Source organism: Streptomyces sp. NPDC029526, assembly GCF_040637405.1.
GTDB lineage: Bacteria > Actinomycetota > Actinomycetes > Streptomycetales > Streptomycetaceae > Streptomyces.
Genome location: NZ_JBEZWE010000006.1, coordinates 120,630 through 146,486 on the forward strand (window position 1 = coordinate 120,630; position 25,857 = coordinate 146,486).

The 25,857-nt window shown below is 73.9% G+C and carries 20 protein-coding genes and 1 pseudogene; 6 read left to right on the top strand and 15 right to left on the bottom strand.

What is annotated here, in order from left to right:
• Window positions 1-178: 178 nt before the first annotated feature.
• The 7 genes from cobM to AB0F01_RS16720 form a co-directional block, all read right to left on the bottom strand.
• Window positions 179-928: a precorrin-4 C(11)-methyltransferase gene (gene cobM / locus AB0F01_RS16690; protein WP_362095504.1), complete on the bottom strand. Its 750-nt coding sequence runs from the start codon at window positions 926-928 to the stop codon at window positions 179-181.
• A complete protein-coding gene (gene cbiE / locus AB0F01_RS16695; RefSeq protein ID WP_362095507.1) occupies window positions 925-2,211 on the bottom strand; it encodes a precorrin-6y C5,15-methyltransferase (decarboxylating) subunit CbiE in 1,287 nt (428 codons plus the stop codon). The genes cobM and cbiE overlap by 4 nt, the downstream gene beginning before the upstream one ends.
• Window positions 2,212-2,317: 106 nt before the next feature.
• Window positions 2,318-3,085 (bottom strand): respiratory nitrate reductase subunit gamma, encoded by a 768-nt coding sequence (narI, locus tag AB0F01_RS16700; protein WP_362095510.1) that lies wholly within the window; start codon window positions 3,083-3,085, stop codon window positions 2,318-2,320.
• Window positions 3,082-3,744 (bottom strand): nitrate reductase molybdenum cofactor assembly chaperone, encoded by a 663-nt coding sequence (narJ, locus tag AB0F01_RS16705; protein WP_362095513.1) that lies wholly within the window; start codon window positions 3,742-3,744, stop codon window positions 3,082-3,084. Before narJ ends, narI begins: the two co-directional genes overlap by 4 nt.
• A complete protein-coding gene (narH, locus tag AB0F01_RS16710) occupies window positions 3,741-5,480 on the bottom strand; it encodes a nitrate reductase subunit beta (protein WP_362095516.1) in 1,740 nt (579 codons plus the stop codon). Before narH ends, narJ begins: the two co-directional genes overlap by 4 nt.
• Window position 5,481: 1 nt before the next feature.
• Window positions 5,482-9,162, bottom strand: coding sequence for a nitrate reductase subunit alpha (locus tag AB0F01_RS16715; protein WP_362096027.1), 3,681 nt, complete (start codon window positions 9,160-9,162; stop codon window positions 5,482-5,484).
• 248 nt (window positions 9,163-9,410) lie between these two features.
• Window positions 9,411-9,887, bottom strand: a complete 477-nt coding sequence (locus AB0F01_RS16720) for a hemerythrin domain-containing protein (protein WP_362095519.1) — start codon at window positions 9,885-9,887, stop codon at window positions 9,411-9,413.
• Between the two features lie 398 nt (window positions 9,888-10,285).
• On the opposite strand from AB0F01_RS16720, the gene AB0F01_RS16725 reads away from it, so the two are divergent.
• A complete protein-coding gene (locus AB0F01_RS16725) occupies window positions 10,286-10,708 on the top strand; it encodes a pyridoxamine 5'-phosphate oxidase family protein (protein ID WP_362095522.1) in 423 nt (140 codons plus the stop codon).
• 341 nt (window positions 10,709-11,049) lie between these two features.
• Here AB0F01_RS16725 and AB0F01_RS16730 read toward each other — a convergent pair whose 3' ends face one another.
• Window positions 11,050-12,054 carry a nitroreductase gene (locus tag AB0F01_RS16730; protein ID WP_362095525.1) on the bottom strand — a complete coding sequence of 335 codons (1,005 nt, stop codon included), beginning with the start codon at window positions 12,052-12,054 and terminating at the stop codon, window positions 11,050-11,052.
• Window positions 12,055-12,596: 542 nt separating this feature from the next.
• Between AB0F01_RS16730 and AB0F01_RS16735 the strand changes: the two genes are divergently transcribed.
• On the top strand, window positions 12,597-13,241 hold the full coding sequence (locus AB0F01_RS16735) for a CBS domain-containing protein (protein ID WP_362095527.1): 645 nt from the start codon (window positions 12,597-12,599) through the stop codon (window positions 13,239-13,241).
• Between the two features lie 53 nt (window positions 13,242-13,294).
• Here AB0F01_RS16735 and AB0F01_RS16740 read toward each other — a convergent pair whose 3' ends face one another.
• The 6 genes from AB0F01_RS16740 to AB0F01_RS16765 all read right to left on the bottom strand — a co-directional run bounded on the left by AB0F01_RS16740 (window position 13,295) and on the right by AB0F01_RS16765 (window position 18,701).
• Complete coding sequence (locus AB0F01_RS16740) at window positions 13,295-14,746, bottom strand: SPFH domain-containing protein (protein ID WP_362095530.1); 1,452 nt, start codon at window positions 14,744-14,746, stop codon at window positions 13,295-13,297.
• A gap of 268 nt (window positions 14,747-15,014) precedes the next feature.
• A complete protein-coding gene (locus tag AB0F01_RS16745) occupies window positions 15,015-15,524 on the bottom strand; it encodes a hypothetical protein (RefSeq protein WP_362095533.1) in 510 nt (169 codons plus the stop codon).
• A gap of 682 nt (window positions 15,525-16,206) precedes the next feature.
• Window positions 16,207-16,818 (bottom strand): hypothetical protein, encoded by a 612-nt coding sequence (locus tag AB0F01_RS16750; RefSeq protein ID WP_362095536.1) that lies wholly within the window; start codon window positions 16,816-16,818, stop codon window positions 16,207-16,209.
• 213 nt (window positions 16,819-17,031) lie between these two features.
• The gene (locus AB0F01_RS16755; protein WP_362095539.1) at window positions 17,032-17,835 is read right to left on the bottom strand and encodes a hypothetical protein; all 804 of its coding nucleotides are present in this window, start codon (window positions 17,833-17,835) and stop codon (window positions 17,032-17,034) included.
• A gap of 115 nt (window positions 17,836-17,950) precedes the next feature.
• A complete protein-coding gene (locus AB0F01_RS16760) occupies window positions 17,951-18,322 on the bottom strand; it encodes a TraR/DksA C4-type zinc finger protein (protein WP_362095542.1) in 372 nt (123 codons plus the stop codon).
• Between the two features lie 52 nt (window positions 18,323-18,374).
• Window positions 18,375-18,701, bottom strand: a complete 327-nt coding sequence (locus tag AB0F01_RS16765) for a TraR/DksA C4-type zinc finger protein (RefSeq protein WP_362095544.1) — start codon at window positions 18,699-18,701, stop codon at window positions 18,375-18,377.
• A 297-nt stretch (window positions 18,702-18,998) separates the two neighbouring features.
• Between AB0F01_RS16765 and AB0F01_RS16770 the strand changes: the two genes are divergently transcribed.
• The 4 genes from AB0F01_RS16770 to secD all read left to right on the top strand — a co-directional run bounded on the left by AB0F01_RS16770 (window position 18,999) and on the right by secD (window position 23,477).
• On the top strand, window positions 18,999-19,952 hold the full coding sequence (locus AB0F01_RS16770) for a HAMP domain-containing sensor histidine kinase (protein WP_362096030.1): 954 nt from the start codon (window positions 18,999-19,001) through the stop codon (window positions 19,950-19,952).
• A complete protein-coding gene (locus AB0F01_RS16775; RefSeq protein WP_362095547.1) occupies window positions 19,949-20,617 on the top strand; it encodes a response regulator transcription factor in 669 nt (222 codons plus the stop codon). Before AB0F01_RS16770 ends, AB0F01_RS16775 begins: the two co-directional genes overlap by 4 nt.
• Window positions 20,614-21,033: a hypothetical protein gene (locus tag AB0F01_RS16780; protein WP_362095550.1), complete on the top strand. Its 420-nt coding sequence runs from the start codon at window positions 20,614-20,616 to the stop codon at window positions 21,031-21,033. Before AB0F01_RS16775 ends, AB0F01_RS16780 begins: the two co-directional genes overlap by 4 nt.
• 71 nt (window positions 21,034-21,104) lie before the next feature.
• The gene (gene secD / locus AB0F01_RS16785; protein WP_362095553.1) at window positions 21,105-23,477 is read left to right on the top strand and encodes a protein translocase subunit SecD; all 2,373 of its coding nucleotides are present in this window, start codon (window positions 21,105-21,107) and stop codon (window positions 23,475-23,477) included.
• 382 nt (window positions 23,478-23,859) lie between these two features.
• Here the strand turns inward: secD and AB0F01_RS16790 are convergent.
• Window positions 23,860-25,707, bottom strand: a pseudogene (locus AB0F01_RS16790) (ABC transporter ATP-binding protein); the annotation flags it as partial.
• Window positions 25,708-25,857 lie beyond the last annotated feature (150 nt).

A 25,857-nucleotide genomic window follows, 5' to 3' on the forward strand; every position in this document is an offset into this window, starting at 1 on the left:
CGGAGGACGGGAATCGCCTGCTCAGCCGGCACCGAGACCTCCGGCGGTCTGCCCGGCGGAGACGGAGGACCGGCCCGAGGGCTCGGCGGAACCGGAGGAGAAGCAGCCGGAGGGCTCGGCGAACCCGGAGGAGAAGCAGCACGACGGCTCATCGGACCCGGGGAAGCGGCCCGCCCGCTCAGCACACATGGCGTTCGCGGTCCGGCGAGTACAGGTGGCTGTCGCGGAACTGCTCGGCGCCGAGCGTGCGGCCGACCATGATGACGGCGGTCCGCAGGATGCCCGCGTCCTGCACCTTCCCCGCGATCTCGTCCAGCGTGCCGCGCAGGACCACTTCCTCGGGGCGGGAGGCGTAGGCCACCACGGCACTGGGGCAGTCGGCTCCGTAGTGCGGCAGCAGTTCCTCGACCACGCGGTCCACGTACCGGGCGGCCAGGTGGAGCACGATCAGCGCGCCGCTGCGTCCGAGGGTGGCCAGGTCCTCGCCCTCGGGCATGGCGGTGGCCTGCTGGGCGACGCGGGTGAGGATGACGGTCTGCCCGACCGTCGGCACCGTCAGTTCCCGCTTCAGGGCGGCGGCCGCCGCGGCGAAGGCGGGCACGCCGGGGACGACCTCGTAGGGCACGCCGGCGGCGTCGAGGCGGCGCATCTGCTCGGCGACGGCGCTGAACACGGACGGGTCGCCCGAGTGCAGCCGGGCCACGTCGTGCCCCTGCTCGTGGGCACGGACCAGTTCGGCGGTGATCTCGTCGAGGTCGAGCCGGGCGGTGTCCACCAGCCGGGCGTCGGGAGGGCATTCGGCGAGGAGTTCGCGCGGCACCAGGCTGCCCGCGTAGAGGCAGACCCGGCAGGCGGCCAGGGTGCGGGCGCCGCGCAGGGTGATCAGGTCGGCGGCGCCGGGGCCGGCGCCGATGAAGTACACGGTCATCTGTCTGCTCCTGGTGCGCTCGCGTCGGGTCCGGTCGGTCCGGGCGTCTTCTCCACGGCCCACTGGGTGACCGGCATCGCCTGCCGCCAGCCGGTGAAGCCCCCCACGGGCACGGCGTGCGCGACGGCCAGCCGCACCAGTTCGCCGCCGAGGCGGCGGCGGGCGTCGGCCAGCAGCGCCTCGGACTCCAGGGTCACCGTGTTGGCGACGAGCCGTCCGCCCGGCGGGAGGGCGTCCCAGCAGGCGTCGAGGAGCCCGGGGGTGGTGAGCCCGCCGCCGATGAACACGGCGTCGGGGCGGGCCAGTCGGGCGAGCGCCGCGGGGGCGGTGCCGGTGACGACGTCCAGGCCGGGCACGCCGAGCCGGTCGGCGTTGCGGGCGATGCGCGCGGCCCGGACGGGATCGCGTTCCACGGTGACGGCGCGGCAGGCGGGGTGGGTGCGCAGCCACTCGACGGCGATGGATCCGGAGCCGCCGCCGACGTCCCACAGCAGTTCGCCGGGGGCGGGGGCGAGGACGGCGAGGGTGGCGGCGCGGACGTGCCGCTTGGTGAGCTGGCCGTCGTGCTCGTAGGCGCTGTCGGGGAGTCCGGGGACGGCGCCGAGGTGCGGGGTGCCGGGGGCGCGCCGGCAGTCGACGGCGACGACGTTCAGCGGGTCGGCGTCGCTCTCGGGGCCGGCGTGGTCGTCGGCGGTGGTCCAGTCGGTGGTGCGCTCGCGGGGGCCGCCGAGCTGTTCCAGGACCCGCATCCGGCTCGGCCCGAAGCCGCGGTCGCGCAGGAGGGCGGCGACGTCGGCGGGCGTGGTGGCGTCGGCGCTGAGGACGAGCAGGCGGCGACCGTGGTGCAGGGCGGCGGCGAGGCGGGCGGTGGGGCGGCCGACGAGGGTGACGACCTCGGTGTCCTCGGCCGGCCAGCCGAGGCGGGCGCAGGCGAGGGTGACGGAGGAGGGGTGGGGCAGGACGTGGACGGCGTCGGGGCCGAGGAGTTCGGTGAGGGTGCGTCCGATGCCGTGGAACATGGGGTCGCCGCTGGCCAGGACGGCGATCCGGCGGCCGGCGTGCGCGGCGAGCAGGCCGGGGACGGCGGGCCGCAGCGGTGAGGGCCAGGGCACCCGTTCCGCGCCGCACTCCGGTGGCAGCAGGGCCAGTTGGCGCGGGCCGCCGATGACGGTCCGGGCGTTGAGGAGGGCGGCGCGGGAGGTGTGCGGGAGTCCCTGCCAGCCGTCGGCGCCGATCCCGACGACGGTCACCGTGGCGGTCGGGGCGGGTCGGGCGGGCGTCACGTGCGGGTTCCTCGGGGTCCGGAGGGCATCGGTAGGCACTCTACGGGGTGGCCCGCTGCCCGCCGCCGCCCAGGGTGGGGGTCCCGTTCCCCGGTGTCCGGGGAGGTCAGCCGGTGCGTTCCCAGCCGCGGTGCGGGGGCCGGTTGCCGAGGCGTTCGTCGCGGCTGCGGTAGACGATGTAGGGGCGGGTGAGGTAGCCGAGGGGGGCGGTGAGCATGTGGACGAGGCGGGTGAAGGGCCAGAAGGCGAACAGCAGCAGGGCGCTCAGGGCGTGGAGCTGGAACAGGAGCGGGGTGCCGGTCATCAGGTCGGGGTCGGGCTGCAGGTAGAACACGGAGCGGAACCAGGGGGAGATGGTCTCGCGGTAGTTGTAGCCCCCGCCGACGACGTTGGCGGCCACGGTGGCGGCGAGGCCCAGGCCGATGGTGACGGCCAGGGACAGGTACATGGCCTTGTCGTTGACGGTGGTGGCGGAGAAGACCGGGCCGACGGTGCGGCGGCGGTAGATCAGGATGATCATGCCACCGACCGTGGCGATGCCGGCGGCGACGCCGAGGACGACCGCGAGGACGTGGTAGGTGTGTTCGCTGATCCCGGCGGCCTCGGTCCAGCTCTCCGGGATGAGCAGTCCGCCGATGTGGCCGAGCAGGACCAGCAGGATGCCGAAGTGGAACAGGGGGCTGCCGATGCGCAGCAGCCGCCGCTCGTAGAGCTGGGAGGAGCGGGTGGTCCAGCCGAACTTGTCGTAGCGGTAGCGCCAGACGTGGCCGAGGACGAACACGGCAAGGCTGATGTAGGGCAGGACGACCCACAGCAGGATGCCGCCGGTGCCGGATTCGACGGCCAGGGGCAGGGTGGGTGCGGGTGGGGTCATCGGGGGCCTCCGGCCGGCGGGAGGGGTGCGGGGTGGGGCGGCGCGTAGGGGTCGAGGCCGACCTGTTCCTCGGGCGGGCCCTCGGCGGCCAGGCGCGCGACGGCCTCGCGTTCGTCGCCGGCGAGGGCGGGCAGGGTGGCCGAGACGGAGGCGAGGACGGGCGCCCAGGGGGAGTCGGCGTCGCGCAGGGAGAGCCGCAGCAGTTCGAGGCCGGCGCGGTGCTCGGTGAGCAGCCGGTGTCCGGCGGCGGGTTCGGTGCCGGCGAACTCCAGGACGACGGCGAGGTGGTCGGGGAGTTCGTCGTCGCTCAGCCGCCAGCCGGCCCGGGCGTACGCCTGCTTCAGGCGGACCAGGGCGAGGCCGCGTTTCCGGGTGTCGCCGTGCGCGTAGTAGGTCAGGTACGGGCAGCAGCGTTTGCGGTGGTCGAAGGTGTCCACGTAGGCGGCCGCGAGGGCGTCGGGGCCGGTACGGTCCGCGTGGGCGGCGAAGTCGAGCAGCGGGCGGGCGACGTCGTGGGGCAGGGTGGCGGCGGCGCGGCGGGCCAGGGCGAGCCGGCCGGGGAGGTCGTCGTCGGGGTAGGCGAGGAGCAGGGACTGGGTCTGCCAGGCGACGGGGTGCCAGGGGCGGGTGCGGGCGGCGGGGCGGAGGCGTTTCCTCATGGCTTCGGTGTCACCTCGCCCGCGTCGCCGGGGTCCTCGTCCGGCCCTGGGCGGGGCGGGAACAGGCCGGGTGGGGCGCTCCTGCCGTCCCAGTCGAGGAGGTTGACCCGGTTGGCCTTGTCGGGGGGTGCGGCCGGGGTGTCGGCGGTCTGCCGGTCGCGCAGGGCGTGGTAGTTCTCCACGGCGATGGGGGCGGCACCGCCGGAGGTCTCGCCGAAGGGTCCGGAGCCGCCCATGCCGGGTCCGCCCTCGTAGTCGAGGCTGCACTCGGTGGCGAGTTCCTCCAGCTGGTGGGCCTGTTCGGCGTGTGCGGGAGGGATGACGTAGCGCTCGTCGTACTTGGCGAGGGCGAGCAGCCGGTACATGTCGTACATCTGTTCCTCGCCCATGCCGACCGAGGCGGGGATGGAGGCGTCGGGTTCGCGGCCGAGGTTGATGTCGCGCATGTAGGCGCGCATGGCCGCCAGGCGGCGCAGCACGGCGTCGACGGGGGCGGGGTCGCCGGCGGTGAACAGCTGGGCGAGGTAGTCGACGGGGATGCGTAGGGCGTCGACGGCGGCGAACAGGGTGCGGTGGTCCTCGGCGTCGTGGCCGGTGTCGCGGACGGCGTCGACGACCGGGGAGAGCGGCGGGATGTACCAGACCATGGGCAGGGTGCGGTACTCCGGGTGCAGCGGAAGCGCCACCTTGTAGGTGTTGATCAGGGCGTGCACGGGTGAGCGCTGCGCGGCCTCGATCCAGTCGCGGGGGATGCCGGAGCGTTCGGCGGCGGCGACGACGCGGGGGTCGTCGGGGTCGAGGAAGACCTGCCGCTGTGCCTCGTACAGGTCGGTGTCGTCGGGGGTGGAGGCGGCTTCCAGGACGCGGTCGGCGTCGTAGAGGACGAGGCCGATGTAGCGCAGCCGGCCGACGCAGGTCTCGGAGCAGACGGTGGGCAGGCCCACCTCGACGCGCGGGAAGCAGAAGGTGCACTTCTCGGCCTTGCCGGTGCGGTGGTTGAAGTAGACCTTCTTGTACGGGCATCCGGTGACGCACATCCGCCAGCCGCGGCAGCGGTCCTGGTCGACGAGGACGATGCCGTCCTCCTCGCGCTTGTAGATCGCCCCGGAGGGGCAGGACGCGGCGCAGGACGGGTTGAGGCAGTGCTCGCAGATGCGCGGCAGGTAGAACATGAAGGTCTGCTCGAACTCGAGCTTGATCTTCTCGGAGACCTGGCCGAGCAGCACGTCCTTCTCGCCGTGGCGGTCCGAGCCGCCGAGGTTGTCGTCCCAGTTCGCCGACCAGGTGATCTTCATGTCCTCGCCGGTGATCACGGACCGGGGGCGGGCGACCGGGGTGTGTTCCTGCAGGGGCGCGTTGATGAGGGTCTCGTAGTCGTAGGTCCAGGGCTCGTAGTAGTCGTCCAGGGCGGGCAGGACGGGGTTGGAGAAGATCGTGACCAGCTTCTTGAACCGGCCGCCCGCCTTGAGGGTGAGCCGTCCGCGCTTGTTGAGTTCCCAGCCGCCGCGCCAGGTGTCCTGGTCCTCGTAGCGGCGGGGGTAGCCCTGCCCGGGCCGGGTCTCGACGTTGTTGAACCAGACGTACTCGACGCCGCTGCGGTTGGTCCACGCCTGTTTGCAGGTGACCGAGCAGGTGTGGCAGCCGATGCACTTGTCGAGGTTCATCACCATGGCCATCTGGGCCATGACGCGCCCGATGGGGGCCTCGGCGGTGGTGGGGTCCTCCGTGGTGGCCATGTCAGTACTCCACCTCCTGGTCGGCGCGGCGGCGGATGACGGTGACCTCGTCGCGCTGGTTGCCGGTCGGGCCGAGGTAGTTGAAGGCGTAGGACAGCTGGGCGTAGCCGCCGATGAGGTGGCTGGGTTTGATCAGCAGGCGGGTGAGGGAGTTGTGGATGCCGCCGCGCCGGCCGGTGGTCTCGGTGCGCGGGACGTCGATCAGGCGGTCCTGGGCGTGGTGCATGTAGACGGTGCCCTCGGGCATGCGGTGCGAGACCACGGCGCGGGCGGCGACGACGCCGTTGCGGTTGACGGCCTCGATCCAGTCGTTGTCCCGCACGCCGATCTTGGCCGCGTCCAGGGTGCTCATCCAGACGGTGGGCCCGCCCCGGGAGAGGGACAGCATGAACAGGTTGTCCTGGTACTCGGAGTGGATGGACCACTTGTTGTGCGGGGTGAGGTAGCGCACGGTCACACCGAGTTCGCCGACCTCCCCGATCCGGGGTTCGCCGAACAGGGCGTCCATGTTCAACGGGGGCCGGTAGACCGGTAGTTGTTCGCCGAGGGCGGTCATCCAGTCGTGGTCGAGGTAGAAGTGCTGGCGTCCGGTGAGCGTGTGCCAGGGCTTGAGGCGTTCGACGTTGACGGTGAACGGGGAGTAGCGGCGCCCGCCGCTCTCGGAGCCGGACCACTCGGGCGAGGTGATGACGGGGACCGGCGCCGCCTGGGTGTCCGCGAACGTGATCCGCTTTCCCTCGTGTTCGGCGGCGAGGTCGGCGAGCGGCCGGCCGGTGCGGGCCTCCAGGGTGTGGAAACCCTGGGTGGCGAGGCGGCCGTTGGTGGTGCCGGACAGCGCGAGGATCGCCTCGCACGCCTGGGCGTCCCGGGCGATGGACGGCCGTCCGTCGGCGGCGCCGCCGCGCACGGTGCCGTTCTTGTGCCGCAGGTGGTCCAGTTCGCGGCCGACGTCGAAGGTGATGCCCTTGGTGGTCGCGCCGAGGGTGTCCAGCAGCGGGCCGAGGGCGTCCATCTTGTCGGCGACGGCTCCGTAGTCCCGTTCGACCGTGACCAGTTTCGGCAGGGTGCGCCCGGGCACCGGTTCGCACTCCCCCGCCTTCCAGTCGCGCACCCTGCCGTGCGGGGTGGCCATCTCGTCGGGGGTGTCGTGCATCAGGGGCGCGGCGACCACGTCGGTGCGCACCCCGAGGTGGGTGCCGGCCAGGCGGCTGAACTCCCGGGCGAGGGTGCGGAAGGTGTCCCAGTCGGTGCGGGTCTGCCAGGGCGGGGCGATGGCCGGGTTGAAGGCGTGCACGAAGGGGTGCATGTCGGTGCTGGAGAGGTCGTGCTTCTCGTACCAGGTGGCCGCGGGCAGCACCACGTCGGAGAAGACGGTGGTGCTGGTCATCCGGAAGTCGAGGGTGAGCAGCAGGTCCAGCTTGCCCTCGGGGGCCTCGTCCCGCCAGCGCACGTCCCGGGGGCGGGCGTCGGGCGGCGCCTCGGTGGCCCGCACGGAGGAGTCGGTGCCCAGCAGGTGCTTCAGGAAGTACTCGTTGCCCTTGGCGGAGGAGCCGAGCAGGTTGGCCCGCCACACGGTGAGCACGCGCGGGAAGTTCTCCTCCGCGTCGGGGTCCTCCCCCGCGAACCTCAGCCGCCCTGCCTTGAGTTCGCCGACCACGTGGTCGGCGGCGGTGCGGCCCGCCGCCTCGGCCTCGTCGGCCAGGTCGAGCGGGTTGCGGTCGAAGGTCGGGTAGGAGGGCATCCAGCCGAGCCGGGCGGACTGCGCGATGACGTCGGCGGTGCTGCGTCCGGCGAACGGCCCGCCCGTGCCCCCGGCGGCGAGGGTGTCCGCGGAGAACGGGTCGTAGCGGAACTGGTCGCTGTGCAGGTACCAGTAGGCGGTCTGGATCATCTGCCGGGCGGGCCGGTTCCAGTCGGCGGCGGTCGCGATCGCCGAGTAGCCGGTGATCGGGCGGACCTTCTCCTGGCCGACGTAGTGCGCCCAGCCGCCGCCGTTGACGCCCTGGCAGCCGGTGAGGGTGGTGAGGGTGAGGAAGGCGCGGTAGATGGTGTCGGAGTGGAACCAGTGGTTGGTGCCCGCGCCCATGATGATCATCGAACGGCCGCGGGACTCCTCGGCGTTGGCCGCGAACTCCCGCGCGATGCGGGCCGCGCGACCGGCGTCGACGCCGGTGACGGCCTGCTGCCAGGCGGGGGTGTACGGCTCGTCCGGGTCGTCGTACCCCGAGGGCCAGGTGCCGGGCAGGCCCGGGCGGGCCACGCCGTACTGGGCGAGGAGCAGGTCGTAGACCGTGGTGACCAGGCGTCCGCCGACCCGGCGGGCGGGGACGCCGCGCAGCATCGGGGCGGCGCCGCCGGGGACGTCGAAGCGGGGCAGGCGCACGGCGACCGGGACCGCGTCGCCGCCCTCGGCGGACAGCAGCGGGTCGGTGTCGCCGAGGTCCAGGTTCCACCGGCCGGTACCGGACTCGCCGAAGCGGTCGCCGAGGGTGCCGTTGGGGACCACGGGCCGGCCGTCGGCCGCGTCCAGCAGCACCGTGCGGAACGCGGCGTGCTCGGCCGCCGCCTGCTCGCCGCCCAGGTCGGCCGCGGTGAGGAACTTGCCGGGCTGGAGGGCACCCGGGTCGTCCTCGCTCTCGTCGAGGGTGACGAGGAACGGCAGGTCCGTGTAGCGCTTGACGTAGTCGGTGAAGTACGGGGTGGACCGGTCGACGAAGAACTCCTTGAGGACGACATGGCCCATCGCCATGGCCAGGGCGCCGTCGGTGCCGGGCTGGGCGGAGAGCCACTCGTCGGCGAACTTCACGTTGTCCGCGTAGTCCGGGGAGACCGCGACGACCTTCTGGCCCCGGTAGCGGGCCTCGGCCATCCAGTGGGCGTCCGGGGTCCGGGTCACCGGCACGTTGGAACCCCACATGATCAGGTAGCCGGCGTCCCACCAGTCGCCGGACTCCGGCACGTCGGTCTGGTCGCCGAAGACCTGCGGGGAGGCGACGGGCAGGTCGGCGTACCAGTCGTAGAAGGAGAGCATGACCCCGCCGAGCAGCGAGTAGAAGCGCGCCCCGGCCGCGTGGGAGACCATCGACATCGCCGGGATCGGGGAGAACCCGGCGAGCCGGTCGGGGCCCCAGCGGCGGATGGTGTGCACGTGGGCGGCGGCCACCAGCTCCGTCGCCTCCTGCCAACTCGCCCGCACCAGACCGCCCTTGCCGCGCACTCGCTTGTAACGGCGGGCGCGTTCCGGGTCGGAGACGATGTCCGCCCAGGCCGCCACCGGGTCACCGAGCCGTGCCTTGGCCTCCCGGTACATCGCGAGCAGGACCCCACGGACGTAGGGGTAGCGCACCCGGGTCGGCGAGTACGTGTACCAGGAGAAGGCGGCACCGCGGGGGCAGCCGCGCGGCTCGTACTCGGGCCGGTCGGGGCCGACGGACGGGTAGTCGGTCTGCTGGGCCTCCCAGGTGATGATGCCGTCCTTGACGTACACCTTCCAGGAGCAGGAGCCGGTGCAGTTCACGCCATGGGTGGAGCGCACCACCTTGTCGTGCGACCAGCGGTCCCGGTAGAACTCGTCGGCTCCACGGCCGCCCTTGCGGTGCAGCGTGCGCAGGTCCGGTGAGACCTCCGCCCGGCTGAAGAACCGGCGGGAGCGGACCAGCGCCTCCGCCAGCTCGCCGTCCATCCCCGCACGGGCCCGTTCGGGGTGGCGGATCCGCTCGGGATTCGTCTCCGTACTCACCGCGGTTACTCCACTCCCGGGCGCGCCGCCCGTGGTCTGGTGTTCGGTCCGGCGGCCCGACTCTATGACCGCCACCCGCCTGAAGGTCAATCACCACGCCCGGCCCATCCGGTGATTCCCGGCCCCGGATCCCCGCGGACCGTGGTGTCCGGGAGCGGGCGGGCGCGCTCCCGGTGGCGGACGCCGGACGGTCAGCCGGCGGACCGGGCCGGGGCACCGCCCACCCTGGCCCGCTCGGCCTCGACGGCCTCCCACTCCTCGGTGCCCAGGAGCGCCAGGGCGGCCGGGAAGACGCCGTCCTGCTCCTTGAGGATGTGGTCGCGCAGCAGGTCCATGGCCGCCATCAGCCGGTCCGGCCAGGCGGGGTCGGCCGGGACGACACCGTCGGCGGCCTCCGCCAGGACGGCGTCGACCCGCCGGTGTTCGGCCTCCAGGTCCGCGATCCGGTCGGGGAAGTCGGCGGCGAGGGCGGGGAACAGGCCGTGTTCCTCGACCTGCGTGTGCGGGCCGAGCACCGCCGCTATACCGCGGGCGGTCCGCGCCATCCGGGCCGTGTCGCCCGCCCGGTGCGCGGAGCGCAGGTGGCTGATGAGACGGACCACCTCGTCGTGCTCACGGGTCAGCTCGTCGATCGCCGTCAGGGACTGGCAGCCGCAGTACTCGCACATCGCGCAACTCCCGAGGTGGTCGGTGTCGGGTCCGGCACGGCGGGGTGCCCGGCCGCCGGGTGGTGCCCTCGTGATCAGTCTCCCGGCGGTGCCCTGCGCACGGAGGGGGCCGAAGGTCCCGGATGTGACGCGGAACGGCCCCCGGGGCGGGTGCGCACGGGGGTGGGACGCCGGGGTGGGTGGGCACGGGCACGGGGGGCGGGGCGGTGGGCGGGTGCGCCGGAGGTGGGGCGGTGGGGCGCGGGACGGCGGTGCAGCGGGACGGTGATGTGGCGTGACGGCGGATCCGGGGCGGGAGCGGGGCGGGAGCGGGGCCGTCGGCGTCGTACGCGAAGGGGCAGCGTGAACGGGGCCGGTCGGCCCTAGTCGTGGCGGGGCCCGGCGGCGACCATGGGCAGATGTTCCAGAACGATGTCTTCCGTGCCCTCGGACGGCAGGAGTGCCTGCGCCTGCTGGCCGGGGCGCCGGTCGGGCGGGTGGTCTACACCCGGCACGCGCTGCCCGCCGTGCTCCCGGTCAACTTCTCCCTGGACGCCGACTCCTCCGTCATCCTGTGCACCTCCGCCTCCTCCGACCTGGTGCGCGCCATCGACGGGGTGGTCGTGGCGTTCGAGGCGGACGAGTTCCACACGGACACGCGGTCGGGCTGGAGCGTCGTCGTCACCGGCCGGGCAGCCGTCGTGACCGACCCCGCCGAGCGGGACCGGCTCGCGCTGCTGGGCCACACCTCGTGGATGCCGATGCTCGACGGGGTCTACGTGCGGATCGAACCGGAGATGGTCACCGGCCGGGAGCTGAACGCGTCGGCCGCCGCGCTGTGAACGGGACGGCGGCCGGCCTCGCGGGACGTTCCCCCGCGCTCCGGTCCCGGACGGCGGGGTGCGCGCACATTGAGGTCCCTCCCCGAGGTCCTTCCTCCCCCGCAGACGGCCCGGGTCCCGTGGGGGACCCTGAGCGCGTCCCTGGGTGGCCGGCCCCCCGAGACCCATGGGTGACGCCTGGGCCCCGTGGGTGACGCCCCCCGTAGGTGACCCCTCGGCCCCTGCTAGGTGACCCCTTGAGTTCCCTAGGGTTCCGTAGGGGTCCCTAGGGTTCTGTTCGGGGGGCGTCCCTGAGTCCCGTAGGTGACGGACGGAAGGGGACCTCGTCCCGGTCCCTGCCGTCACTCCGTGTCGAGCACGTCCCGTACGGGACGGCGGGGGGTGGCCGGGCCCCGGGGGCCGTAGCCCAGGCGCAGCACCATCTGCACGTCCCCGGTGCCGGACGCCGGGTCGCGGGCCAGCAGGCGCAGGGCCGGTGTCTCCAGGGCGTGCGACGTCAGCGAGGTGGCCAGGTCGGCCAGCGTGGCCTCCAGCAGGACCCGTTGCAGGGCCTGTCCGGCGCGCAGCCATGCCTCGGGGCCGTCGCCCCGGGTGCTCAGCGCCGCCAGCTGGGGAACCTCCTCGAAGGCAGTGGAGCCGCGGTCGGCCACCGGGCGCCGTCCCGCGAAGTCCCGCACGGGGGCCCTGCCACCCCGTTTGCCGGGGCCGAAAGCGTACTCCGGAACTCCGTCCACGGCGACGTCGGCGTCCGCACCGAGGCGGGTCCAGCGCAGCAGGTCCTCGCGGGCGGCGGGATCGAGGGCGTCGCGGCTCTCCGCGTCCCGGACCAGGTCGAGCAGCGTGTCGGCGTGCCACGGACCGGCGAACAGGAGGTCGGCCCCCTCGCGGGCAGCGGCGTCCCGCAGCGCGTTCCGCAGGTCCTCGGGGATCTCCTTGTCGGCGAACGGGTGGCGGCTGGTGTGACGCCGACGGATCGCCGGGTGCAGCCGTGCGAGACCGGCCGCTTCCGCTGCCGCCCGGGCGTCGCCGCCCGGCTCGTCCAGCCGCACCTCGGCGAGCAGCGCCGGCTCGGCCGGGTCGGGCAGCAGGGTGGTGACGGGGGCGAATCCCGCGTGGGCGGCGGAGACGCGCAGGTTGAACAGCGCGGCTCCGCATCCGATGTGGAGGGCCCGGTGGTCGGGGTCGGTGCGGGGCATGGCACGTTCCAGGTCGGCGCACAGCCGGAGCACGCGCCGGGCCGCGAGGTGGCGGAAGCGCCAGGGCTGCGCGTTGTGCATGGACGGCGCCTTCACGGCGTCGGTGACCAGTGCGGTCACGGTCTTCTCGTCGAGGGGCGACGAAGCCATGGGACTCTCCTCTCGCGCCGGCGGGGCACCGCCGAGGAGCCCGGACCGCCGCGCGGTCGTCACCGGCGGACGGGGGTGCTCCTACCACCAGGGTCCCCCGCCGGGCGGTGTCCGTCCGGCGGCCCCGAGGTCCCCGGCCGGGGGCCGACCGGCCCTTCCCTTCCGCCGGCCCCCCGCTCACGCTGGTCAGGGAGCACCGCCCGCTCCGGGGACGGCCCGCGCGGAGTCCGGTCCGGTCCGTCCCCGACGGCCGTCCCCGACGGACCGCGTGCGGCCCGCACCCGACCGTCGGGGACGACCCCGGGCATCCGTCGGGGGCGCACCCGGGCGACCGTCCGGGGCGCCCTCGGGGTCACCGTCCGGGGAGAGCCCGCCCCGCGACAACGGGGCCAAGGCCCTCGGCGTCGACGTCCGCACAAGCGTCGGTCGCCTTCGATGCGCATCGACCGGCATCGTCGGCGTCGGCCGGCGTCGGCCGGCGTCGGCGGTAGGGTCCGGTCATCCGCCCGGCAGGCCGGGGCGCCGCAGCCCGAGGAGGCACCATGCACGCCACCCCGTACACCGTGAGCGACGTGATGACGCGGTCCGTCGCCTCCGTCGGCCGTGACGCCGCCTTCAAGGAGATCGTCCGCACGATGCAGGAACGCCGGGTCAGCGCCCTCCCCGTGGTGGCGGACGGGGGACGGGTGGCGGGGATCGTGTCCGAGGCGGACCTGCTGCCGAAGGAGGAGTTCCGGGACAGCGATCCCGACCGGCACACCCAGTTGCGCCGCCTCCCCGACCTCGCCAAGGCGGGCGCGCTGACGGCCGGGGAGCTGATGTCGGCGCCGGCCGTCACCGTCGGCGCGGACGCCACCCTCGCGCGGGCCGCGCGGATCATGGCGCGGACCGGGGTGAAGCGGCTGCCGGTCGTGGACGGGACGGGCGCGCTGTGCGGCATCGTGAGCCGTGCCGACCTGCTGAAGGTGTTCCTGCGGGAGGACGAGGAGATCGCGGCGGAGGTGCGCCGGGAGGTGCTGCCCGCGTTGTTCCGCGAGGACACCGGGGACTCGGTCCGGGTGACGGTGCGGGAGGGGGTCGTGACCCTCGGCGGGCGGGTCCGTGACACCTCGCTGGTCCCGGTGGCCGCCCGGCTGACCCGGGCCGTCGAAGGCGTCGTGGACGTGCGGTTCGACCTGTCGGGCTGAGAACGCGCGGTGCCCCGGACGCCGTGGGCGTCCGGGGCACCGCGGGCGGAACGTCACTCGGTGATGTCGACCTTGCCGCCGCCGGCCGCACCGGAGGCCGGGGCAGCCGCGGCGGGAGCCGCCGCCGGGGCGGCCTTGCCGCGCTGGGCGAGGCCCTGGAGCAGCTGCCCGAGGTCCACGCCGGTGGTGGAGCTGAGCAGCTCCATGCCCTGGGCGACGTTGTCGGCGACCGTGCGCGGCAGCTGGCCGGCGCCGTCCGTGGAGATCACCGTCAGCTTGTCCACCGCGGACAGCGGCTCGGCGGCCTTGGCGACCACCTGCGGCAGCACCTCGACCAGCATCTGCAGCACGGCCGCGTCGCCGTACCGCTCGAAGGCGTCGGCCTTCTTGTGCATGGCCTCGGCCTCCGCGGCGCCCTTCGCGGCGATCGCGGCGGCGTCGGCGTCACCCTCGATGCGCACGGCGTCGGCGAGCGCGGCACGCTGCGCCTTCTCGCCCTCACCGGTGAGCCGGGCCCGCTCGGCGGCCGCCTCGGCCTCCTTGACGAGCGCGATGCGCCGGGCCTCGGCCTCCTGCTCCGCCTGGTAGCGGGCGGCGTCGGCGGGCTTGCGGACCTTGGTGTCCAGTTCGCGGTCGGTCAGGGCGGCCTGCCGGGTGGCGACCTTCTCCTGCTCCCCGAGGACCTCCTGCTGGCGGGCGGCCTCGGCGAGCGGTCCGGCGGCGGCGGCGCGGGCGGCGGCCTCGTCGGTCTCGGCCTTGATCTCGGCCTGCTTCAGCGCGAAGGTGCGCTGCGCGATCGCGATCTCCTCCTCGGCCTTGAGCCGGGCCTGCTCGGAGGCGCGCCGGGCGACGGCCTCGGCGATGTCGGCCTCCTGCTTGGCGCGGGCGGCCTCGGGGCGGCCCAGGTCCTCCAGGTAGGAGCCCTCGGTGGTGATGTCCTGGATCTGGAAGGCGTCCAGGACCAGGCCCTGGCCGGACAGGCTGGCCTCGGCCTCCTCGGCGACCTGGCCGGCGAAGGCGGCCCGGTCCCGGATGATGTCCTCCACGGACATCCGGCCCACGATCGAGCGCAGCGCGCCGGACAGGACCTCCTGGGTGAACCCGACGATGCCGTTCTGCTGCATCAGGAACCGCTGGGCGGCGGCGCGGATCGAGTCCTCGGTGCCGCCGACCTTGACGATGGCGACGCCCTCCAGGTTGGCCTTCACACCGCGCAGCGTGACGGCGCCCCGGACGGCCACGGGAATGTGCCGGCTGGAGAGGTCGAGGGTGAACTTCTGCTGCACGAACGGCACCACGAAGACGCCGCCGCCGACGACGACCTTCTGACCGCTGTTGTCGGTGAAGATGCGGCCGGTGTCGGGGTCGGTGGACTTCTTGCCGCGTCGGCCGGTGACGATGAACGCCTCGCTGGGACCGGCGACCTTGTAGCGGGTGACGACCACGAGGGCCAGCAGGACCAGGAGTACGACGACTCCGATCACTGCGATCAGTACAGGGCTCATGTGAACGTGGATCCCCTCAGCCTTCCCGGGGGGACGGCGAATCGAATCTGCGGCGGACAAGGAACGGCCGGGTGCGGACGGGCGCGCCGGCCGGGACGGACGGTGCGGGCGGTCGGCCCGCGACGGACGGGGACGGAGGGACGGGTGGGAAGTCGCGGGTAGGGAGTGGCGGGTGCGGAAGGACGGGTGGGCAAGGAGGGGTCGGTGCGACCGCTGGGGACGGATACGGACGGTTCGACGACGGTTCGCGCGACGAACCGCAGCGGGGTCAGCGTTCGACGGGGCGGACGGAGACGGAGGTGGCCGACAGGGTCGATTCGACCCAGACCTCGGCCCCGCGCGCCACCGGCACCTGGGATTTGGCCGCCAGCTTCAGCGGTTGCCCGGCGAGATACACCATCACCTCGCCGTAGCCGCCCGCCGGGATGGCGGTCACCACCGAGGCCGAGGACCCGACGAGGTCCCCGCCGCGCGGTGCGGCGGCGTCCTGATCACTCATCAGGGCGCGGCTGAAGCGCCAGGTCAGCCAGCCGGCGGCCACCCCGGTGAGGACGCCGACGGCCGTGGCACCGGTGACGCCGAGACCCGTCGTCCCCAGGGTGATGGCCCCGCCGAAGCCGAGCATGGACACGAATCCGGCGATGACCGGCAGCGACAGGAACCCGTCGAGCATCCCGTCCAACAGGCCCCCGAACAGGCCCTCCAGCAGCCCGTCGAAGATCAGCGAGAACAGCAGCACGACGAGACCCGCGATGCCGAGACCCACGAACCAGTTCATCCGGGCCCCGCTTCCACTCGACGACCTCCCGCATCTCCATGGTGTCATGGACCGCGCGAACCGTTCATTGCCTGATCCCGGCAGTCTTTACGCGTTCTTGATGCCGCCTTTCCCCGGACGAGCCCGTTCCGGCCGCGGACGGCGGCCCGTGTCGCGTCACGTGGAGCGAGGTCGGCCTTCCCCGGAGCGGCGGCCACCGGTCCGTGCCGCACGGCACGGGCCGTCCGGACCGGGCGCGTTGCCCGGGCCCGGCAGCCCTCCGCCGGAACCCGCCGAATCCGGCCGCTCCGGCCGCACGCGTGGGGGATCGGCGCTCCGGCTCCGGCGGATGTCGTGATGCCGGACGTCCGCACCGGCGGGGCACCGGCTGGTCCGCGCAGTGGCGCGCCGTACGTGCCCTCGCGGACGCCGGCGCAGCGGACGCCGGCGCAGCCGTCGCCGGGCAGGCGGCGGTGCGGTTCGCCGCGGCCGTCACCGGCCGGATCAACCCGGCCGTCTCCGCCCTGTGCCGCACCCCGGACGACCTGTACGGGTCGCTCACGGCCGGCGTCGGGACGCCGCCCGGCGTGACCTCGGCGGAGACCGTACTCACCCCGCGCCGGATCAAGTCCCCGACCCCGGAGCCCGCTGAACCACCGGGGGCCGGGGCCCACCGGGGCCCGCTGACGCGTGCGGCGCGGGCTCAGGAGGGCGACGTCCAGTCCGGTGCCGTCCTGGCCCAGGCGGCGTCCCAGGCGGCCAGGTCCCGGCGGCGGAGCGCGTGGCGGGCCGCGGCGTGGGTGGCCGCACCGGTGAGGACGACCCCGAGGGCGGCCATCAACGCCCAGCCCCTGCTGCGGCTGCGGACGTCCCGGGCGGTCAGCGGTGCCTCGGTGGCCTCGCCCTCGGCGGTGACCCAGATCCGCAGCGGACTGCCGGCGGGCAGGCCCGAGGGGACGTCGACGGTGGTGGTACGGGTGCGCCCCTCGCGGGTGACGACGCGGACCTCGGCCGGGTGACGGGTCTCCTCCCCGTCCGGCCCGGGTGTCGGGTGGCGCGGGGCGTCGCGGAGAAGGGTCGCGGTCGTCTCGTGGCGGGTCTGCGCCTGGTGCCGGGCGACGGCCTCGTAGTGCCGGTGCGCGCGGTCGGCCACCACGACGGCGGCCACCGGGGTGAGGACCACTACGACGGCCAAGACCCCCAGCCCGCACCAGGTCCGCAGGGCGTCCGTGCGTCGGCGCAGGGGGTTGCGGCGCCGGGGCGTGCGCCCGCGGGGCGGATCGGGAGGCTCCGCGGGAGGTGGCTCGTCCGCCACGTGGGGCTCCCTTCGGGAGGTGTCGCGCGGGAGGGACAACGGGACAGGAGGAGAAACGAGACAGCGGGAGGAGCAGCGAGACCGGAGGAGGAACGAGAGGGGAGGGGAGATGGACGAGAGGGGAACAGGAGGAACAGGAGGACCAGCAGGGCGCGCCGGGCCGGTCGCGGGAGGCGTGGGCCGGGCCGGGCCGGTCAGACGGTGCGGGCCGGGTCAGACGGCGCCGGAGGCCGACGGGTGGTGGTGCTCGGCGGCGAGCAGGCCGGCCGCGCCCCGTACCGCCGCGGTGTGCGGTGACGTCACGGGCTGGACGGGGCAGCCCAGGCGCCCGGGCAGGCCGTGGGTGACGTCGGGGCGCAGGGCGCCGCCGCCGGACAGCAGGACGCCCCGGCGCAGGGCGGTGCGGGTCGTCGAGGTGCGGTCCTGTCGCAGCATGGCGGTCACCATCTCCACCACGGCGTCGGTGATGCGTTCGGGGGGCGTGCCGTCGCCGAGGTCGTCGGTGCCCAGGGCGGTGCGGCGGGCGTCGGTCACCGCGCCCCCGGAGAGCAGCACCGCCTCGGTGAGGTGGGCGCCGATGTCGACGACGAGCAGCGGTGCGGTGTCGTCGGCGCCCGCTGCCCGGGCCACCGCCCGCGCGCCCGGGACGGTGATGACGGCGCGCGGGCGGAGGATCTCGACCGCCGTCCGGGCCTCGGTCCGGAAGGCGAGGCCGTCCAGGACCGGGGCCGTGACGACGACCAGCGGGCGGCCGAACCGCGGCATGCGGTGGCCCAGCAGCCGGTCGAGCATGCGGGCCGTGCCCGCGGTGTCGACGATGGTGCCGCGCTGGATCGGGTGGATGGCTCCGTTGCCGGGGAAGGTGACGGTGGGGACGTCGAGGACCATGCCCCGGCCGGCGATCCAGGCGCGGGTGCGGGCACTGCCGAGGTCCAGGGCGATGCCGGCGCAACGCCGGCACAGCGGCCAGTGCGCGTGCCGCCCGGAGACCGGGCGGGTACGCCGGATGACGGTCACGGGACGGTCCTCCGTTCGGCGCGGCGGCCCCGGGTGCGGGGCCGGCCCGGGCGGGAGGTGGCCGCCCGGGCCGGGGGCCGCGCCGGTGCGAGGGGGCGCGGCCGGTGCGCAGTGGTCATCGTGCGGCCTCCCGCACCTGCTGGCAGCGGGCGCAGTAGCGGGCCTGCGGCACGATCAGCAGGCGCTCCCGCTCCACCGGGCGGCGGCACAGGTGGCAGCTGCCGTAGGTGTCGGTGTCCATGCGGTCGAGGGCCGCCTCGACGTCGGCGAGCACCATGCGGGCGGACGCGGCCAGCCGGATGCCGACCTCGATCTCGCCGGCGTCCCGCTGCGGAAGCATCTCGGCCCGCGGCTGCGGGTCCGCGGCGAACTGCCGCAGCTGTTCCTGTCGGAACAGCCGTTGCTCCAGCAGGTTCTCGCGCAGCGCTGCGAGGTCCTCGGGTGTGAGGACCGTGTTGTGCTCACCGATGGTCTGGTGGGTCACCACTGCACCCCTTGCGCTCAGTGGAGAGAGGACGACGGGCCCGGGAGGGCCGGTGTCAGGCCGCTCGGCGCTGGCAGCCGACGCAGTGCCGGGTGTGCGGCAGGATCTCCAGGCGCTCCGGCGGCACGGGCTTGGAGCAGCCCAGGCAGGTGCCGTAGGTGCCGTCCTCGACCCGTGCGAAGGCCTCCTCGATCTCGGTGAGCACGCGCTGGATCGATTCCTTCTGGTTCGACATCAGGTGGTCGTCGGCACTCTGCCCCGATTCGTCCAGGGCCTTGAGCTGGGCGAGGCGCGTTGATCGGGCGTGCTCCAGGCGGCGACGGATCTCGTCCGAGGCCGGGTTGTCGGTACGCGCTTCGGTGCGGGGCAGGTCCAGCGACACGAAGAAGTCCTCTCTGAAGAAGGAAAAGGGGGTGGTGTCTTCACCATGGCCGCAAGTCCGTCCGGCGCCCATCGGCCACGGAGCCCATCTGTGCGGGGTCGCGGGACCCACCCCGCCCGGCCGGGGTAGTGTGCCCGGGGGAAAATGGGCCGCGGAGCCCATGGACGAGGGGGACGAAGGCCCCTGACGCTGGCCGCTGTTCGCCGGGGCGACCGGGACAAGGGCCGCTGCCGCCGCCGACCCGGCGCGGTGATGTCGACAGCGAAGCCGGACAAGGAAGAGGAAGGCGAGACCTCGGTGTCCCTGTACTGGCGGATCTTCGGCCTGAACGCGGTGGTGCTCGGACTCGCCACGGGCCTGCTGCTGTGGGCCCCGGTGACGGTGTCCGTGCCCATTCTGCTGACCGAGGCGGTCATCCTGGTCGGCGGTCTCGCCGTGATGCTGGTCGCCAACGCCACGCTGCTGCGCATCGGACTCGCCCCGCTGGACCGGGTGACCCGGCTGATGGCCACCGTCGACCTGCTGCGGCCCGGTCAGCGTCTGCCGGTGCACGGGGGCGGTGAGGTCTCCGACCTGGTCAGCACGTTCAACGCGATGCTGGACCGGCTGGAGAAGGAGCGGGCCGCGAGCAGTGCCCGCGCGATCCTCGCGCAGGAGGCCGAGCGGCGCCGCATCGCCCAGGAGCTGCACGACGAGGTCGGGCAGAGCATGACGGCGATCCTGCTGGCCCTCAAGCGGGCCGCCGACGAGGCGTCCGACCCGCTCCGGGAGGAACTGCAGCAGGCGCAGGAGATCACCCGGCTGAGTCTGGACGAGGTCCGCCGCCTGGTGCGCCGGCTGCGGCCGGGGGTGCTGGAGGACCTCGGCCTGGTCAGCGCCATCGCCTCGCTCGCCACCGAATTCGCCACCCATACCGGACTGCGCGTGCTGCGCGGTTACGATGCGGACCTGCCCGCACTGGACCACGAGACCGAGTTGGTGATCTACCGTGTGGCGCAGGAAGGACTGACCAACGTCGCCCGGCACGCGGATGCCACTACTGTCCGGGTGAGCCTGCGCAAGGGGGACCACTCGGTCGTGCTGGAAGTGAGCGACGACGGCCGCGGCATCGGTGTGGCCCGCGAGGGCGCGGGGATCCGCGGAATGCGGGAACGCGCGCTGCTGCTGGGGGCCACACTGGACATCAGCCCCGTGTCACCGTCCGGTACCCGGATCCGGCTCACCGTGCCCGCCGTCAGGAAGCAGTCATGAACCACCAGGACCACCCGGCCAAGATCCGGATTCTGCTCGCCGACGACCACGCCCTGGTCCGTCGCGGGGTCCGGCTCATCCTGGACCGGGAGCCGGACCTCGAGGTGGTCGCCGAGGCCGGGGACGGCGCCGAGGCCATCGCGATGGCCCGCACCCACGACATCGACCTGGCGGTGCTGGACATCGCCATGCCGCGGCTGACCGGTCTGCAGGCGGCGCGCGAACTGTCCGCGCTCAAGCCCGGTCTGCGCATCCTGATGCTGACCATGCACGACAACGAGCAGTACCTGTTCCAGGCGCTCAAGGCGGGCGCGGGCGGCTACGTGCTGAAGTCCGTGGCGGACCGGGATCTGGTCGCCGCCTGCCGGGCGGCGATGCGGGACGAGCCGTTCCTGTACCCCGGGGCGGTCACCGCCCTGATCCGGAACTACCTCGACCGGGTCCGGCACGGCGAGGAGGCCCCCGAGCAGCTGCTGACGCCGCGCGAGGAGGAGGTCCTGAAGCTGGTCGCGGAGGGGCACTCCTCGAAGGAGATCGCCGAGCTGCTGTTCATCAGCGTCAAGACGGTCCAGCGGCACCGGGAGAACCTGCTGAGCAAGCTGGGGCTCCGGGACCGCCTGGACCTGACCCGGTACGCGATCCGGGCGGGACTCGTCGAGCCGTGATCACCGACCGGCCGGGACATGCCGCCCGTCTTCCGCACCGCGCCGTCGCCGCCCTGCTGGCCCTGACGGCGGCCCTGCTGACGCTCGCCTTCACCGACGGCGCCCGGCTGGTGCCCGCCGGACAGCCCGTGTCCCCGGACGCGCCGGCCGTCCCGGCGGCCTCCTTCCAGCCGTACGACAGCCACGCGCACACCGACGAGGCGTACACCGGCAGCGGCACGCTGCTGCTGCGGTCGCTGCGTGACGCCGGGGAGCGCCCGACGCCGTCCGGCCAGCTCCTGTTCACTGCCCCGTACACCCCGCGGGTGCCGGCCGGGCCGGGCCGCCCGGCTCCGACGGCCGGGCACGGGCCGCTCGTCACCGCGTACGTGCCGTCGGACCTCGGCCGGGCACCGCCCGCGTCCTCCAGTGCATGAGAGTTCCCGTACTTCCCCCCTCTCCCCTGCCGCGCCCGTAGTCGGCCGCGGTGTGCCCGCTGGAGGCACCAGTGAAAAGTTCCACATCGAAGAGCTCCGCGGCGAAGAGCTCCAACCGGATCAGGGCGTTCTTCGCGTTCGCCGTGGTCGCCCTGGCCGTGTTCATCGCGGCCACCGTTCCGGTCCGGCTCGGGCTGGACCTGCGGGGCGGCACCCAGATCGTGCTGGAGACCCGGTCCACCGAGACCACCAAGGCCGACGCCGCGGCGACCGACCGGGCGCTGGAGGTCCTGCGCGGCCGGGTCGACGCGCTCGGCGTGGCCGAGCCGTCCATCGTCCGTTCCGGCGAGAACCGGATCATCGTCGAGCTGCCGGGTCTGCAGGACCCGCGCAAGGCCGCCGAGGTGCTGGGCCAGACGGCCCAGCTGACCGTGCACCCGGTGCTCGGCGCGGAGACCGGTGAGGCGGAGGAGAAGCCGAACGACAAGGGCGAGCGCGTCCTGGCCGACGAGGACGGCCAGCGGCTGCGCCTCGCGCCCGCGAAGATGACCGGTGAGGACGTCAAGGACGCCGAGGCGGGCCTCGACCAGCAGAGGGCCGCGGGCTGGTTCGTCTCCGTGGACTTCAAGAACGACAAGGACTGGGCCAACCTGACCGGGGAGGCCGCCTGCAACCCGGCGGGCGACCCCAAGCGCCGCGTCGCCATCGTCCTCGACAACAAGATCATCTCGTCGCCGCAGGTCGACCCCAGCGTCGGCTGCAACGTGGGCATCACCGGCGGCACCACCCAGATCACCGGTTCCTTCAGCAGCGACGAGGCCAAGGAACTCGCCCTGCTCATCAAGGGCGGCGCCCTGCCGGTGCCGGTCGAGACGGTCGAGCAGCGGACGGTCGGCCCCACGCTGGGTGCCGAGGCCATCGAGGCCAGCGCCTGGGCCGCCCTGGTCGGCACCGCGCTGACCGCGCTCTTCATCATCGTCGTCTACCGGCTCATGGGTCTGCTGGCGACGGTCGCCCTGGCCTGCTACGGCGTCATCTCCTACGCCGGTCTGGCCGCGCTCGGCGCCACCCTGACGCTGCCCGGCCTCGCCGGTTTCGTGCTGGCCATCGGTATGGCCGTGGACGCCAACGTGCTCGTCTTCGAACGGGCCCGTGAGGAGTACCACAACCGGAACCGGGCCAGCAGCCGGTCCGCGCTCACCGCCGGTTTCAAGGGCGCCTTCAGCGCCATCGCCGACTCCAACGTCACCACGCTGATCGCGGCGGCCCTGCTGTTCTTCCTCGCCTCCGGCCCGGTCAAGGGCTTCGGTGTCACGCTGGGCATCGGTGTCCTCGCGTCCATGATCAGCGCCCTGGTGATCACCCGGGTGCTGGCCGACTTCGCGGTCCGCCGCCAGTGGGTGCACCGGCGTCCCCAGATCACCGGTCTGGCCTCCATCGGCCGGGTCCGCGAGTACCTCACCCGCCGCAACCCGCAGATGATGAGCACCCCGCGCCGCTGGCTGGCGGTGTCCGCGGTCGTGCTCGTCGTCGCCGGTTCCGGCATCGTGGTGCGCGGGCTGAACTTCGGTGTGGAGTTCACCGGCGGCCGGCTCATCGAGTACTCCACCACCCAGAGCGTCGACCCCGACGACGCCCGGTCCGCCCTGGCCGACGCCGGGTTCCCGCAGGCCGTGGTGCAGGAGTCCGGCGACAAGCAGCTCACGGTGCGCACCGAGGAGCTGAGCAACCAGGAGGCCGTCAAGGTCCAGGAGGCCGTCGACAAGGTCGGCGGCGGCGCCGAGAAGGTCCGCGACGAGCTGATCGGCCCGAGCCTGGGCGACGAACTGCGCCGCAACGCGCTCATCGCGCTCGGTCTGGCCCTCGCCGCACAGCTGGTCTACCTGGCGTTCCGGTTCCGCTGGATGTTCGGCACCGGCGCGGTGAGCGCGCTGGCGCACGACGTGATCATCCTCACCGGTATCTTCGCCTGGCTGGGCAAGCCGATCGACGGCGTGTTCCTGGCGGCGCTGCTCACCGTGATCGGTTACTCGGTGAACGACTCCGTCGTGGTCTTCGACCGCATCCGCGAGCTGTGGCGCAAGGACAGCAAGGCACCACTGAGCGACGTGACCAACACGGCGATCCTGCAGACCGTGCCGCGCACCGTGAACACCGGTATCGGTGTGCTGTTCATCCTGTTCGCGCTGGCGCTGCTGGGCGGTGACTCGCTCACCGACTTCGCGCTCGCCCTGCTGATCGGCATGCTGGTCGGCACCTACTCGTCGGTGCTGACCGCCTCGCCGCTCGCCGTCGAGCTGGACGCCCACTCCCGTGGCGGCAAGGGCGGCCGCTCCCGCGGGCGGGGCAGGAGCCGTAGCCGCGGCGGCTCGGCGCCGGCGAAGGCCGGTGCCGGCGACTCCCGGGCGGACGGCCGGACGAAGGCCGTCAGCCAGGGGAAGTGACCCCGGGAGGTCCGTGAGGACCTCCGGACGGCAGCACGGCGCCGTCGCCCGCCCCGGTCAGGGGGCGGGCGGCGGCGCCGTCGTCGTGTGCGGGGTTCGCGGGGGCGTGCGGGGTGCCCGCCCCCGGCGGGTGCCGGGCTCCGGGGGCGGTGGCGCCCCTGTCTCACGCCGGGGCCGGGGCGCCCCGGCCGTCGTGGTGATCCCCGGCGGCGCCCGGGCTGCGGACCGGGGCCGGGGAAGGGGTGCCGGTGACGGCCGGGTTGCCCTCGACGGGTACGGCGCCGCCGGCGGCTGTAGCGCTCGCGGCGGACGCCTGGCTGTCGCCGCCGCCGTCGCCGCCGTCGCCGGAGAGGCCGTTGACGGCGCCGGACGGCCCGCCGGCCGCGAACTGTGTGCGGTACAGCTCCGCGTAGCGTCCGTCGGCCGCCAGCAGGGACCGGTGGGTGCCGCGTTCCACGATCCGGCCGTCCTCCAGCACCAGGATCAGGTCCGCCGCCCGGACCGTGGACAGCCGGTGCGCGATCACGAGCGCCGTCCGGTCCGCCAGGGCTTCGGTGAGCGCCTCCTGCACGGCCGCCTCGGAGGTGTTGTCCAGGTGGGCGGTGGCCTCGTCGAGGACGACGACGCGCTGGCGGGCCAGCAGCAGCCGGGCGATCGTCATGCGCTGGCGTTCCCCGCCGGAGAGGCGGTAGCCGCGTTCGCCGACCACGGTGTCCAGGCCGTCGGGCAGGGAGCGCACGAGGTCGTCCAGGCGGGCCCGGCGCAGGGCGTCGAAGAGGTCGGCCTCCGTGGCGTCGGGACGGGCGAGCAGCAGGTTGGCGCGGACCGTGTCGTGGAAGAGGTGGCCGTCCTGGGTGACCATGCCGACGGTGGCGCGCAGCGAGGCGGTGGACAGGTCCCGGACGTCGACGCCGCCCACGCGCACGGCGCCCGCGTCCACGTCGTACAGGCGGGGCAGGAGCTGGGCGATCGTCGACTTGCCCGCGCCGGAGGAGCCGACGAGGGCGACGGTGCGGCCCGGTTCCGCCCGGAAGGAGACGCCGTGCAGGACCTCGGCGCCGCCGCGCGTGTCCAGGGCGGCGACCTCCTCCAGGGAGGCCAGGGACACCCGGTCGGCGGACGGGTAGCCGAACCGTACGTCCTCGAACTCGACGGACACCGGGCCGTCCGGCACCTCGCGCGCCCCCGGCTTCTCCTCGATGAGCGGGCGCAGGTCCAGGACCTCGAAGACCCGCTCGAAGCTGACCAGCGCGCTCATCACCTCGACGCGGGCTCCGGCCAGTGCGGTGAGCGGGGCGTAGAGCCGGGTCAGCAGCAGGGCGAGGGCGACGACCGCCCCGGGTTCCAGGGCGCCGCGCAGCGCGTACCAGCCGCCGAGGCCGTAGACGAGGGCCAGGGCGAGGGCGGAGACGAGGGTGAGGGCGGTGATGAAGACCGTCTGGGCGGTGGCGGTGCGCACGCCGATGTCCCGTACCCGGCGGGCCCGTTCGGCGAACTGGGCCGACTCCTCCTCCGGGCGCCCGAAGAGTTTGACGAGGGTGGCGCCGGGGGCGGAGAAGCGCTCGGTCATCCGGGTGCCCATGGCGGCGTTCAGCGCGGCGGCCTCGCGCTGCATCCGGGCCATCCGGCTCCCCATGCGGCGGGCGGGGACGACGAAGACGGGCAGCAGGACGAGGGCGAGCAGCGTGATCTGCCAGGACAGCGTGAGCATGACGGCGAGGGCGAGCACCAGGGTGACCACGTTGCCCACCACGGTGGACAGCGTGTTGCTGAAGGCTCGTTGGGCGCCGATGACGTCGTTGTTGAGACGGGAGACGAGCGCGCCCGTACGCGTACGGGTGAAGAACGCCACCGGCATCCGCTGCACATGGTCGAAGACGGCGGTGCGCAGGTCGAGGATGAGGCCCTCGCCCAGCGTCGCCGACAGCCGCCGGCCGAGGATGCCGAGGGCCGCCTCGGCCAGGGCGATCAGCGCGATCAGCAGGGCCAGCCGGACGACGGTGCCCTCGTCCCCGCCGGACACGATGGTGTCCACCACCCGGCCGGCCAGGACGGGGGTCGCCACGGCCAGCAGTGCCGTCGCCGTGCCGAGCAGCACGAACAGGGTCATGCGGCGGCGGTGCGGGCGGGCGAACGCGCCGATGCGCCGGAGGGTCACCCGGGCGAGGGGGCGCCGTTCCTCCTGGGCGGTCATGACGCTGTGCAATTGTGTCCAGGCCGTTGTCTCCATGCTCATGGGCGAGACAGTACGACCTCAAGCATCATTGAGGTCAACGCCCGCCCGCCACGGCCCCGTTCCACCGCGTGCCCCCACCCGTCCCCCACTCACAGCGCTCCCCCGCCTTCTCCTCCTCTCCCCGGTCCGACCTCCCGCTCCCGT

Excerpts from the sequence above, each read along its gene's own strand:
- cobM (WP_362095504.1), bottom strand. The coding sequence starts at position 928 with ATGACCGTGTACTTCATCGGCGCCGGCCCCGGCGCCGCCGACCTGATC.
- narI (WP_362095510.1), bottom strand. The coding sequence starts at position 3,085 with ATGACCCCACCCGCACCCACCCTGCCCCTGGCCGTCGAATCCGGCACC.
- narJ (WP_362095513.1), bottom strand. The coding sequence starts at position 3,744 with ATGAGGAAACGCCTCCGCCCCGCCGCCCGCACCCGCCCCTGGCACCCC.
- narH (WP_362095516.1), bottom strand. The coding sequence starts at position 5,480 with ATGGCCACCACGGAGGACCCCACCACCGCCGAGGCCCCCATCGGGCGC.
- AB0F01_RS16715 (WP_362096027.1), bottom strand. The coding sequence starts at position 9,162 with ATGGACGGCGAGCTGGCGGAGGCGCTGGTCCGCTCCCGCCGGTTCTTC.
- AB0F01_RS16720 (WP_362095519.1), bottom strand. The coding sequence starts at position 9,887 with ATGTGCGAGTACTGCGGCTGCCAGTCCCTGACGGCGATCGACGAGCTG.
- AB0F01_RS16725 (WP_362095522.1), top strand. The coding sequence starts at position 10,286 with ATGTTCCAGAACGATGTCTTCCGTGCCCTCGGACGGCAGGAGTGCCTG.
- AB0F01_RS16730 (WP_362095525.1), bottom strand. The coding sequence starts at position 12,054 with ATGGCTTCGTCGCCCCTCGACGAGAAGACCGTGACCGCACTGGTCACC.
- AB0F01_RS16735 (WP_362095527.1), top strand. The coding sequence starts at position 12,597 with ATGCACGCCACCCCGTACACCGTGAGCGACGTGATGACGCGGTCCGTC.
- AB0F01_RS16740 (WP_362095530.1), bottom strand. The coding sequence starts at position 14,746 with ATGAGCCCTGTACTGATCGCAGTGATCGGAGTCGTCGTACTCCTGGTC.
- AB0F01_RS16745 (WP_362095533.1), bottom strand. The coding sequence starts at position 15,524 with ATGAACTGGTTCGTGGGTCTCGGCATCGCGGGTCTCGTCGTGCTGCTG.
- AB0F01_RS16775 (WP_362095547.1), top strand. The coding sequence starts at position 19,949 with ATGAACCACCAGGACCACCCGGCCAAGATCCGGATTCTGCTCGCCGAC.